Annotated in this window: 11 protein-coding genes and 4 pseudogenes; 10 read left to right on the plus strand and 5 right to left on the minus strand. The window is 56.6% G+C overall.

Translation table 11 applies throughout. The annotated features are described in order from the left end of the window. The first annotated feature begins 96 nt into the window (after positions 1 to 96). The 3 genes from H2P46_RS08185 to H2P46_RS08195 all read left to right on the plus strand — a co-directional run bounded on the left by H2P46_RS08185 (position 97) and on the right by H2P46_RS08195 (position 2,574). A complete protein-coding gene (locus H2P46_RS08185) occupies positions 97 to 285 on the plus strand; it encodes a NapC/NirT family cytochrome c (protein WP_193404645.1) in 189 nt (62 codons plus the stop codon). A 106-nt stretch (positions 286 to 391) separates the two neighbouring features. Beyond that, positions 392 to 970: a GDP-mannose pyrophosphatase NudK gene (gene nudK, locus H2P46_RS08190; protein ID WP_193404646.1), complete on the plus strand. Its 579-nt coding sequence runs from the start codon at positions 392 to 394 to the stop codon at positions 968 to 970. Between the two features lie 530 nt (positions 971 to 1,500). After that, positions 1,501 to 2,574, plus strand: coding sequence for a DUF1176 domain-containing protein (locus H2P46_RS08195; RefSeq protein WP_193404647.1), 1,074 nt, complete (start codon positions 1,501 to 1,503; stop codon positions 2,572 to 2,574). Here the strand turns inward: H2P46_RS08195 and H2P46_RS08200 are convergent. After that, a pseudogene (locus tag H2P46_RS08200) lies at positions 2,571 to 2,924 on the minus strand (serine hydrolase); the annotation flags it as partial. The gene H2P46_RS08195 and the pseudogene H2P46_RS08200 sit on opposite strands and share 4 nt — an antisense overlap. Positions 2,925 to 2,968: 44 nt before the next feature. On the opposite strand from H2P46_RS08200, the gene H2P46_RS08205 reads away from it, so the two are divergent. Beyond that, positions 2,969 to 3,223, plus strand: a complete 255-nt coding sequence (locus H2P46_RS08205) for a tail fiber assembly protein (protein ID WP_338103637.1) — start codon at positions 2,969 to 2,971, stop codon at positions 3,221 to 3,223. A gap of 28 nt (positions 3,224 to 3,251) precedes the next feature. On the opposite strand, the gene H2P46_RS08210 is transcribed toward H2P46_RS08205, so the two are convergent. The 3 genes and pseudogenes from H2P46_RS08210 to H2P46_RS08220 form a co-directional block, all read right to left on the minus strand. Continuing rightward, positions 3,252 to 3,839, minus strand: coding sequence for a tail fiber assembly protein (locus H2P46_RS08210; RefSeq protein WP_193404648.1), 588 nt, complete (start codon positions 3,837 to 3,839; stop codon positions 3,252 to 3,254). Continuing rightward, positions 3,839 to 4,858, minus strand: coding sequence for a phage tail protein (locus H2P46_RS08215; protein WP_193404649.1), 1,020 nt, complete (start codon positions 4,856 to 4,858; stop codon positions 3,839 to 3,841). Before H2P46_RS08215 ends, H2P46_RS08210 begins: the two co-directional genes overlap by 1 nt. A 2-nt stretch (positions 4,859 to 4,860) precedes the next feature. Next, positions 4,861 to 5,196 (minus strand): annotated as a pseudogene (locus H2P46_RS08220) (phage tail protein); the annotation flags it as partial. Positions 5,197 to 5,245: 49 nt separating this feature from the next. Between H2P46_RS08220 and tnpA the strand changes: the two are divergent. From tnpA to H2P46_RS08250, 6 genes and pseudogenes are all read left to right on the plus strand, one after another. After that, on the plus strand, positions 5,246 to 5,881 hold the full coding sequence (gene tnpA, locus H2P46_RS08225) for an IS66-like element accessory protein TnpA (protein ID WP_193403483.1): 636 nt from the start codon (positions 5,246 to 5,248) through the stop codon (positions 5,879 to 5,881). Continuing rightward, positions 5,878 to 6,225, plus strand: coding sequence for an IS66 family insertion sequence element accessory protein TnpB (tnpB, locus tag H2P46_RS08230; protein WP_193403484.1), 348 nt, complete (start codon positions 5,878 to 5,880; stop codon positions 6,223 to 6,225). The genes tnpA and tnpB overlap by 4 nt, the downstream gene beginning before the upstream one ends. Before the next feature lie 19 nt (positions 6,226 to 6,244). Beyond that, on the plus strand, positions 6,245 to 7,816 hold the full coding sequence (gene tnpC, locus H2P46_RS08235) for an IS66 family transposase (protein ID WP_193404199.1): 1,572 nt from the start codon (positions 6,245 to 6,247) through the stop codon (positions 7,814 to 7,816). A 13-nt stretch (positions 7,817 to 7,829) separates the two neighbouring features. Then, positions 7,830 to 7,946: pseudogene (locus H2P46_RS08240) on the plus strand (phage baseplate assembly protein V); the annotation flags it as partial. A gap of 54 nt (positions 7,947 to 8,000) precedes the next feature. Then, positions 8,001 to 8,348 carry a GPW/gp25 family protein gene (locus H2P46_RS08245; RefSeq protein ID WP_016191673.1) on the plus strand — a complete coding sequence of 116 codons (348 nt, stop codon included), beginning with the start codon at positions 8,001 to 8,003 and terminating at the stop codon, positions 8,346 to 8,348. Beyond that, a pseudogene (locus H2P46_RS08250) lies at positions 8,339 to 8,929 on the plus strand (baseplate J/gp47 family protein); the annotation flags it as partial. The gene H2P46_RS08245 and the pseudogene H2P46_RS08250, both read left to right, overlap by 10 nt. 30 nt (positions 8,930 to 8,959) lie before the next feature. On the opposite strand, the gene tnpC (H2P46_RS08255) reads toward H2P46_RS08250, so the two are convergent. After that, a complete protein-coding gene (gene tnpC, locus H2P46_RS08255; protein ID WP_193404650.1) occupies positions 8,960 to 10,531 on the minus strand; it encodes an IS66 family transposase in 1,572 nt (523 codons plus the stop codon). Positions 10,532 to 10,544: the final 13 nt, after the last annotated feature.

Genomic DNA, 10,544 nt, shown 5'->3' on the forward strand with positions numbered 1-10,544 from the left:
TTGGGAAAGATGCCCTTTGAATGATATTTCCCGGTAAATGGTTGGCTTATTTTGCGTGATAGCACTCTGTTACTGAGATAAGGGCGGCATCATGCTATGAAGAAAAATCATTCGCAGGCGTGTCGAAACTACCACAACTTCGAAGAGAGAGATTTCACCCAGCAGAAAACCGTTGCCGCTAACATCCATGCCAGTGTAGTAGCAACCGGACAAATCTGTATCGCCTGTCATAAAGGCATCGCGCACCCTTTAACGAACAGGAAAAATAATCCCAACGGTTTTTAAGCGGGTCAGCGCACCCAACTTATGGTGCGCTACATCACATTTCAGATAGTTTTTCGGTGTGTGGCGTCCTAAGATGTGAAGCTCCCTTCAAAAATGCGGAGAACGCATGTCATTAAAGATCAATATTATCAAAGAGAAATTACTGTCCGAGAACTGGTTTGTTCTGCGCAACTTCACGTATGAACTCACCGACAAAGCGGGTGACGTGCTGCGTCACAAACGCGAGGTGTATGACCGGGGCAATGGTGCGACTATCCTGCTTTATAACCGTGAAAAAAATAGCGTAGTGCTGACGCGCCAGTTCCGTATCGCGACCTATGTCAACGGCAATGAAAGCGGCATGCTGATTGAAGCCTGTGCCGGACTACTCGACGACGACTCGCCGGAAGATTGCATCCGTAAAGAAGCCATTGAGGAAACGGGTTATGCGGTGGGCGAGGTGGAAAAACTCTACGCATGCTATATGTCGCCAGGCGGCGTCACTGAAATGATTCACTTTTTTGCGGCTGAGTATAATGATTCGCTGCGTGCCAATGCAGGTGGCGGCGTTGATGATGAAGTTATCGACGTACTGGAACTCACTTTTCCTGACGCGTTAGCGATGGTAAAAGATGGGCGCATCCGCGATGGTAAAACCATCATGCTTTTGCAACACGCCCAACTTGTCGGTTGGCTCACTCCTTAACGCCTTCGCCCGGCACCACATTGCCGGGTGCGTCTGCAAACCTTCCACTCGTTCGCGTAGGGCGGCATTAAATATGCCGCGTCTGCGTGCTCTACCTGCTGAGGCACACCCTCTGGCCCCGCGTTTCGCCAGCCATGCCTGATATGCGCATTAGCAGGCTGTCTGCTGCGTGTGGCGAACTGGCTTGTGACTCTTTTTTTGGCGTCAGCAATCTATTTTCCGCGTCAGCCTTCATGATCGAACCTGAGGAATAACCCGCAAGAAAGAGTGTCTATACTATGACTGTTTTTGGCCGTTGACGCCGATTTGACCAATTCGTGACGATGAATTGTCCGAGGAATCCGATTGAGCGCGTTAGCGGCAATGACGATGATGATTTCCTGTGCTTCACTTTTACGATATGACGTGACGCTGAACGTTTTTTAAGCAGTTAACGATGCTTTCTGGGCGGGGTCACATTTTCCGGGCTTCGCCAGGTTCGCTGTTGCGCTATCATCTCCACTCTAAAAATTTGGGGACCGGTTTTATTAATGTCGTATTGGATGAAGACGCTGTTTGTATTGTCTTTTCTTTTTGTTGCCAGCGTACGGGCCGCTCCGCTGCAAAAGTCATTTTCTGACTGGCAGATGACCTGTAACAATGCGGCCTTTTGCGTGGTACGCAATATTCCGGGCGACAATGGATTAGTGATGACGATTTCGCGCCATGCGGGGGTGAACGATCGCCCCTTGTTGCGTATCGACTACGGCAGTGCCTACAGCGGTGAGTTACCCGGCGGGGCGCTGAAAGACAATCTGCTCATTGACCAACGCCGCCTGCGACCCGATCTGAAACACTGGACGGTCGAGCCACATCATCTCGCTACCAGTAATGCTATCGCCGTTGATGAGTTTCTTGATCTGGTGATAGAAGCAAAAAGTCTGCAACTTACTTTTGATCCCAGGGCATTGATTTCGCTGCGTGGTATGAAAGCTGCGCTACTGCTAATGGACGATATACAAGGGCGGGTTAACGGCATGAGCGCCTGGGTAAAGCGTGGTGACCGCGCTAGCTGGGATGTGCCGCCACAGCCCGCGCTGCCACGCTTACCCCCGACACCACAGCAACCGGCAGCCCTTACGCGTGAAGAAACCAGCGGCTTAATTGATTATGGCACCTGGCGCATCAATACTGACTCCTGTTCTCTTGATCCCATGCGGCGTGAAGTCAGCGTTTCGCCATTAACTGACCATAAAGCTTTGCTGCTGGTGAGTTGCGAAATGGGCGCTTATAACATGATCGATTTGGCGTTTGAAGTGACGCGTACCCAGCCTTATATCGCACGCGGCATTAGCCTGACGTTGCCCTTTACGCCGCCGACGACGAATGAACGTCAGCTTGAACTGATTAATGCGGAATATGATGCGGCAACCGGTTTGCTGTATACCTTTAGTAAAGGGCGTGGCCTGGGAGACTGTGGAACGGCAACGCGCTGGCAGTTTGATGGCAACAACTTCGTGCTGGCGGAATATGCACAGGAGACAACCTGCGATGCATGGCACAGCAGCGATGACTGGCCCACGTTATGGGTGAGCCAGTCAAATTCAGCCACGCAACAGCGTTAACGCATGGCCTGTACCATCATGGGTGACCCGGTTTGGTTGCCAACCAGCTCGGCCAGCATATTATTGACTCCATCGCTCATCGGCGTAAAACGGGTCAGCGGCGAACGCGTAACGACGACAAATACTCCGACGTTATGCTGCGGCACCATCGCCATATAGGTAATAAAGCCGCCGCCTCCGCCAGTTTTCTGAATAATGCCAGGGCGTCCGTCTTTTGGCTCCATATACACCCAACCCATACCCAGCGCGTCAGCTTTGCCCGGTACATCCATGCCTTCGACTTTCTGCAACTGGTCGCGACGATAGATCAGCGTTTGCAGACGATCAATCTGCGGCGTACGTTGGCTTACCGCTGAGTGATGCGCCGCGCGATAAATGCGACCATTTCCGTGAGATAAATGGCACCGCTGCGGCGTTTCAATATTTGCAAAAGAATTACAATCCTATTGAAGCGGCAGAACAGCAGAAAGCTTCACTACTGGCGGAAGCTCAGACAATAATCAGCTTCTGGCAGATGGAGCTACAGTTAGGCATTATCAGCGATGAAGACAGAGCCAGTCTGATCTCATGGATGAGATACATCAGGGCAGTGCAGGCTGTTGATACGTCGAAAGCGCCGGATATTGAGTGGACTGAAAAGCCCAACTAAAAATAAAGCCCGCTTTGCGGGCCTTTTATTAAGGTTTCTGCGGCCAGATAATGTCCGGCGCATTATTAATGTCAATCGCCTGCACCGACTGAATATATTTCATCCATTTTGTCAACGTGGCTTTGTCTTCGTCCGTAATAATTCCGAGCAGAAGTTGCGTCTGCCATGCCTGCGTAATGCTGTTCGCTTCCGCAATCAGTGCGGCCTGCAGTTCTCTGGCTTCTTTGATGGCTGCCGCTTTCTCTTCAACTGGATCAGTTACCCATTTCTCACCATCCCATTTATCCCAGGCAGTTGCAGGTTTCAGCGGCGTAGTGTCTGCCGGATAATCACCGGGCAGATCAATCAGCACTGCTTTTCCGTCGTTGACTGAATACACTGTTTCCCCACGATGATCGGCAACTGCCTGCCAGCAGCCACTGATATAAAGCGCTACATGCCCGGAATCAGTAATCAGTGGCGCGGTGGTGCAGGCATTAGCTGGCAGACCAACCCCTTGCGCCAGATACTCATCATTTGAACCAGTAAACTCTCCGCTTACCTCATCAAAATTATAAACCGTCAGCGTGCCGTCAGTTTTTGCCAGCCCGTTTTCATCAAGTTTCACCTTTGCCATTATGCGGCCCTCACGATGTAGTTAAACGCCACGTTGCGCGGGCGCGTTGTGATCCAAACAGAGCCGCCCGGAATGCCTGCCTGCAGTTGAGTTGCCTGGATTGAGTTGTCACTGAGTACCGCGCCTAATTTGCCGTTATCAGGATTTTTCGCATCCCCTGGTTGTGCCTTCGTGACTGAATCAGGCTGATTGAAGGCCGTGCCTACGGTAGCACCAGAAGTTGTCGCATCAATGCCAGGGTAATCAACAGCAGCGGTTCGCAGGCCCGTTGATGCCTGCGCGGAACCTAAAGAGCGGTAGGTGTCAACGCCGCGCCCGTCATCCCAGCCACGAATAAACTCCCCGCGCAGATCAGGCAGCTTAAGCGCCGGATAAGCCAGCGCCAGCTTTGGGTACAGTGTGCCGCTGAAACTGGCCCCGTTACTTTTCAGAAAGACCATGCCAGACATTGAGGGAAACAGTTCGTTTGGCATTTTCGCGTGCGGCCAGGGGAACGGTGAACCGATAACAGCAGAGCCTTCTCCTAAACCAAGGTTTTTGACAAAGAGCGCCGGGTCAGGAATATCTGCGCCGTTCTGGTCTTTGGCCAGCTTCTCCGCCAGATTATTCAGTACCGTGGTTGCAAAGTTTGGATCGTTACCAAGGGCATCAGCCAGCTCTTTGAGGGTATCCAGCGTCTCAGGGGCGCTGCCTGCAAGCGCCGCAAGTGCTTTGGCCACAAACTCCGTCGTCGCCAGTTTCTTGCTGTTGTCGCTATTTGCAGGCGTGGGCGCTGTTGGCGTGCCGGTGAATGTCGGGCTGGCTTTCGGTGCGTACTGGGTATGCGGGTCAACTGCCGCAATGTGTTTCTCAAGGTCTGCACCGCCTTTTTCAACCTGTTGTTTCAGGTATGAAGTACGGCTGGCCAGCTGTTTAGCCTGACGGTTAGATATCCCGTCAGCCCCCCCCAGAACGGGGTCAGAGACCTCAATCTGGTAGACGCCTTCTTCCCACTGCGGGGTTTCGGGTAGGTTTGCCATAGTTAACTGCTCCCGTGGTTATAGCTGCCGTCATAGTTGACGGTGTTGTTGTAGCGAATAGCGACAGACTGATACTCCAGGCTCGCCAGATGGCAGCGGGCCGGAGCAAAGGCTGCCAGCGTCTGACGTAACAGCGCCGCCTGATCGTTAGTGATGGGCTGTTGAAGGATGACGCGATAAACCGCCCATGCTTCAGCATCTCCATGGACGAAAAGCCCGTTGTAAGTGTGTTTGCCGTCGTAGCCGATCTGACCAGTGCCTTCAATCAGATCCACTTCTCCGAAGCCGAAACGGCGGATAATTTCCCGGATTGACCACGGTGTCCCTTTATAGCGGTGGTAAGCGTCTCATCCAGACCGTCTTTTATTTTTGCCCGCGTTTCCTACCATGGACACTTTCGCGAACATGGACACTACCGTGGACAAAAATACGCCTTACACCAGAAGACCATGGATCTTCACAGCGCTGAGCCTGCGCTTTAATGAGGCTCTGACTTACCGTGAAATAGCAGAACAACTGAACCTTAGCTCATCTGCCATACATAAAATGTTCACGCGTTTTCGACGAACCGGAATTAACTGGCCATTGTCGGAAGAATACACGCCTGAACGCCTGGAGGAAGAGCTCTATGCCTTCAATCTTGAGACAAATCTTCCTGTAAAAAAACGCCGGCCGGACTGGCCTCTGGAATTCAAAATTCGCATGGCGGAGCTGACCCTGCAGCCGGACGCCTGTGTGGCTCAAATTGCCCGTGAGCATGGCATTAACGATAATCTGCTGTTCAACTGGCGCAATCTGCATCGTCAGGGGCTACTGGATCCGGCCAACAGAGCGACTCTGATTCCGGTTACTATGGAGCCTGTTGTCCCTCCGCCCAGGCAAAACGGCGTCGTATCAGCAGACCTGCCACCGGTCATCAGCTGCAGGCTGACGTTGCCAGGTGGAAGCCTCAACCTGACTGGCCCGCTGACGCCTGAACTTCTGCGCGCACTGGTCAGCGAACTCAGGGAGGGTGAGTCATGATTAGCTTTCCGGCAGGTTCGCGGATCTGGCTGGTTGCTGGCGTGACAGATATGCGCTGTAGCTTCAACGGGCTGGCAGCGAAAGTGCAGAACACGCTTCGCACCGATCCGTTCAGCGGTCATCTGTTTATCTTTCGCGGTCGTCGCGGCGACATGATAAAGGTGCTGTGGGCCGACCGGGACGGCCTGTGCCTGTTCACCAAACGACTGGAGCGGGGGCGCTTCGTCTGGCCGGTGACCCGTGACGGAAAAGTGCATCTGACGCCTGCGCAGCTCTCCATGCTGCTGGAAGGCATTAACTGGAAGCACCCACAGCGGACTGAACGGCCTGGCCTGCGGATATAACCTGCTGTAAAATGGGGTTATGGACGCATCCCTTCCCGATGAAAACGCCCGGCTCAGGGCGCTGCTGCTGGAGCAGCAGACCACCATCCGCAAAATGGCGGAGTATAACCGCCTGCTCTCACAGCGGGTGGCGGCGTACGCCAGCGAAATCAACCGGCTGAAGGCGCTGATCACTAAGCTTCAGCGCATGCAGTTCGGCAAAAGCTCCGAAAAGCTGCGTGAGAAAACGCAGCGCCAGGTGCGCGAGGCTGAAGAGCGCATCGGCGCCCTGCAGGAGGAGATGGCTGAGGCGCTGGGTGAGCAGCATGACCCGGTGGTTCCGCAACCGCTGCGCCAGTCTTCTGCCCGTAAACCATTACCGGCCACACTCCCCCGCGAAACCCGCACGCTGTCGCCGGCAGAAACCGCCTGCCCGTCGTGCGGCGGAGAGCTCAGCGCGCTGGGCTGCGACGTATCGGAGCAGCTGGAGCTCATCAGCAGCGCCTTTAAGGTTATCGAAACGCAGCGGCCAAAACTGGCCTGCTGTGGATGTGACCACATCGTTCAGGCGACCATGCCGGCAAAACCCATAGAGCGCAGCTACGCGGGTCCCGGGCTGCTGGCGCGCATCGTCACGGCAAAGTTCGCAGAGCACACGCCTCACTATCGTCAGTCAGAGATATACCGGCGTCAGTGCGTGGAGCTGAGTCGTGCCACACTGGGGCGCTGGTCCGGTGCGGTCAGCGAACTGCTGGAGCCGCTGTATGACCTGCTGCGCCAGTACGTGCTGATTCCGGGCAAGGTGCATACCGACGATATCCCTGTGCCGGTTCAGGAGCCGGGCAGCGGTAAAACCCGCACGGCCCGGCTGTGGGTCTACGTGCGGGACGACCGTAACGCGGGCTCACCGCTTCCCCCGGCGGTGTGGTTCGCGTACTCGCCGGACCGTAAGGGGATACATCCGCAGCAACACCTTGCCGGATACAGCGGTATCCTGCAGGCCGATGCTTACGGCGGCTACAACGCACTGTACGAAGACGGCCGTATCGCCGAAGCGGCCTGCATGGCGCACGCCCGGCGAAAAATCCATGACGTTCACGTCCGCACACCGACCGACGTCACAACCGAAGCGCTGAAGCGCATCGGTAAACTGTATGCCATCGAGGCGGAGATACGCGGCAGCCCGGCAGAGGAGCGGCTGGCGGTCCGGAAAGAGCAGACGGTCCCGCTGATGCAGTCGCTGTACGACTGGGTACAGGCACAGATGAAGGTGCTGTCGCGCCACTCGGATACGGCGAAGGCGTTCTCGTACCTGCTGAAGCAGTGGGATGCGCTGAACCTGTACTGCAGCAACGGCTGGGCCGAGATAGACAATAACATCGCAGAGAACGCGCTGCGTGGCGTTGCCCTGGGGCGGAAAAACTGGCTGTTCGCGGGTTCAGACGCGGGCGGGGAACGTGCTGCGGTACTGTACTCGCTGATCGGCACCTGCCGGCTTAACGGCGTGGAACCGGAGGCGTGGCTGCGTTACGTCATCGGTCATATCCAGGACTGGCCGGTGAACCGGGTCCGTGATCTGCTGCCCTGGAAGGTCGATCTCACTTTTGTCTGAGCGTCAATACGGTCTGGATGAGACGCTTACCACCACCACGGTGAACGGCAACTTTGAAATCAACGGGAACGCCCATGCGACAGGTAACATTTTTGCTGACGGCCAGAACTCCAATCACCACTCCCACTGACCTTCTTAAACGCCTTTAATATCGGCGTTCCCGCACAGGGGCAATACTGCCCCCATGAAAACAACCTCAGTATTCTGGCAACCGGCCCTGCAGGCCCCTGGCGAAATCGTCCGGGGGCTGGATGATATCTGGCAGGCCATTCAAATCATCCTGCGTACTCCTCGCGGCAGCGACCCGCATCGCCCGGAGTTCGGCAGCAATCTGCATCTTTATATCGACTGGCCCATCGACCGGGCTATCCCGCATGTGGTGCGCGAATCCGTCGATGCCATCCGCCGCTGGGAGCCTCGCTGCCAGCTGATGTCGGTAAAACCCGCCGTCGACGGCGAACATCTTACGCTCCGGGTGAGCTGGAAAGGCTCTGACGGACAGACCCGGACTCAGGAGTTGCTATGGCGCTGACAGAACCCGACTTTATTGAACGCAATGCCGATAAAATCACGGCTGAAATGATTGCACAGTACGAAGCCGCAACCGGCAAAACGCTGTACCCCGCTCAGGCTGAGCGCCTGTTGATTGACCTGTGGGCCTACCGCGAAATGCTGGTCAGGGTAGCGGCGCAGGAAGCAGCCAAACAGAATCTGGTCGCCTTTGCCCGTGAGCCGATGATTGATTACCTCGGTGAACTGGTCGGTGTATACCGTCTTGCCGCGCAGCCTGCCACGACCACGCTCCAGTTCTCCGTGGATGAGGCGCTGGCCATTGATGTGCTGATTCCGGCAGGCACCCGCGTCAGCGCTTCCGACAGCATTATTTTTGCCACCGATACGGACGTGGTGCTGAAAGCCGGATTGCTGCTGGTCAATGCCACGGCCACCTGTACCGAACCGGGAGCCGCTGGCAACGGCTGGCAACCTGCGCAGGTCAGCCAGTTGCTCGATGAGATTGATAACGTCGACCTGCAGGTGACCAATCTGGCGGCCAGTTCTGGCGGTTCTGAGCAGGAAGACAATGACAGGCTCCGCGAGCGTATCAAACTGGCCGTAAGCGTCTCATCCAGACCGTATTGACGCTCAGACAAAAGTGAGATCGACCTTCCAGGGCAGCAGATCACGGACCCGGTTCACCGGCCAGTCCTGGATATGACCGATGACGTAACGCAGCCACGCCTCCGGTTCCACGCCGTTAAGCCGGCAGGTGCCGATCAGCGAGTACAGTACCGCAGCACGTTCCCCGCCCGCGTCTGAACCCGCGAACAGCCAGTTTTTCCGCCCCAGGGCAACGCCACGCAGCGCGTTCTCTGCGATGTTATTGTCTATCTCGGCCCAGCCGTTGCTGCAGTACAGGTTCAGCGCATCCCACTGCTTCAGCAGGTACGAGAACGCCTTCGCCGTATCCGAGTGGCGCGACAGCACCTTCATCTGTGCCTGTACCCAGTCGTACAGCGACTGCATCAGCGGGACCGTCTGCTCTTTCCGGACCGCCAGCCGCTCCTCTGCCGGGCTGCCGCGTATCTCCGCCTCGATGGCATACAGTTTACCGATGCGCTTCAGCGCTTCGGTTGTGACGTCGGTCGGTGTGCGGACGTGAACGTCATGGATTTTTCGCCGGGCGTGCGCCATGCCGCCCGCTTCGGCGTTCCGGCCGTCTTCGTCCGGTGCGTTGTGGCCGCCGTAAGCATCGGCCTGCAGGATACCGCTGTATCCGGCAAGGTGTTGCTGCGGATGTATCCCCTTACGGTCCGGCGAGTACGCGAACCACACCGCCGGGGGAAGCGGTGAGCCCGCGTTACGGTCGTCCCGCACGTAGACCCACAGCCGGGCCGTGCGGGTTTTACCGCTGCCCGGCTCCTGAACCGGCACAGGGATATCGTCGGTATGCACCTTGCCCGGAATCAGCACGTACTGGCGCAGCAGGTCATACAGCGGCTCCAGCAGTTCGCTGACCGCACCGGACCAGCGCCCCAGTGTGGCACGACTCAGCTCCACGCACTGACGCCGGTATATCTCTGACTGACGATAGTGAGGCGTGTGCTCTGCGAACTTTGCCGTGACGATGCGCGCCAGCAGCCCGGGACCCGCGTAGCTGCGCTCTATGGGTTTTGCCGGCATGGTCGCCTGAACGATGTGGTCACATCCACAGCAGGCCAGTTTTGGCCGCTGCGTTTCGATAACCTTAAAGGCGCTGCTGATGAGCTCCAGCTGCTCCGATACGTCGCAGCCCAGCGCGCTGAGCTCTCCGCCGCACGACGGGCAGGCGGTTTCTGCCGGCGACAGCGTGCGGGTTTCGCGGGGGAGTGTGGCCGGTAATGGTTTACGGGCAGAAGACTGGCGCAGCGGTTGCGGAACCACCGGGTCATGCTGCTCACCCAGCGCCTCAGCCATCTCCTCCTGCAGGGCGCCGATGCGCTCTTCAGCCTCGCGCACCTGGCGCTGCGTTTTCTCACGCAGCTTTTCGGAGCTTTTGCCGAACTGCATGCGCTGAAGCTTAGTGATCAGCGCCTTCAGCCGGTTGATTTCGCTGGCGTACGCCGCCACCCGCTGTGAGAGCAGGCGGTTATACTCCGCCATTTTGCGGATGGTGGTCTGCTGCTCCAGCAGCAGCGCCCTGAGCCGGGCGTTTTCATCGGGAAGGGATGCGTCCATAACCCCATTTTAC

The organism is Mixta mediterraneensis, from assembly GCF_014946725.1.
GTDB lineage: Bacteria > Pseudomonadota > Gammaproteobacteria > Enterobacterales > Enterobacteriaceae > Pantoea > Pantoea mediterraneensis.

What these genes read in the sequence shown, in the direction of transcription:
- H2P46_RS08185 (WP_193404645.1), top strand. Translation starts at nt 97, where the DNA reads ATGAAGAAAAATCATTCGCAGGCGTGTCGAAACTACCACAACTTCGAA.
- nudK (WP_193404646.1), top strand. Translation starts at nt 392, where the DNA reads ATGTCATTAAAGATCAATATTATCAAAGAGAAATTACTGTCCGAGAAC.
- H2P46_RS08195 (WP_193404647.1), top strand. Translation starts at nt 1,501, where the DNA reads ATGTCGTATTGGATGAAGACGCTGTTTGTATTGTCTTTTCTTTTTGTT.
- H2P46_RS08210 (WP_193404648.1), bottom strand. Translation starts at nt 3,839, where the DNA reads ATGGCAAAGGTGAAACTTGATGAAAACGGGCTGGCAAAAACTGACGGC.
- H2P46_RS08215 (WP_193404649.1), bottom strand. Translation starts at nt 4,858, where the DNA reads ATGGCAAACCTACCCGAAACCCCGCAGTGGGAAGAAGGCGTCTACCAG.
- tnpA (WP_193403483.1), top strand. Translation starts at nt 5,246, where the DNA reads ATGGACACTTTCGCGAACATGGACACTACCGTGGACAAAAATACGCCT.
- tnpB (WP_193403484.1), top strand. Translation starts at nt 5,878, where the DNA reads ATGATTAGCTTTCCGGCAGGTTCGCGGATCTGGCTGGTTGCTGGCGTG.
- tnpC (WP_193404199.1), top strand. Translation starts at nt 6,245, where the DNA reads ATGGACGCATCCCTTCCCGATGAAAACGCCCGGCTCAGGGCGCTGCTG.
- H2P46_RS08245 (WP_016191673.1), top strand. Translation starts at nt 8,001, where the DNA reads ATGAAAACAACCTCAGTATTCTGGCAACCGGCCCTGCAGGCCCCTGGC.
- tnpC (WP_193404650.1), bottom strand. Translation starts at nt 10,531, where the DNA reads ATGGACGCATCCCTTCCCGATGAAAACGCCCGGCTCAGGGCGCTGCTG.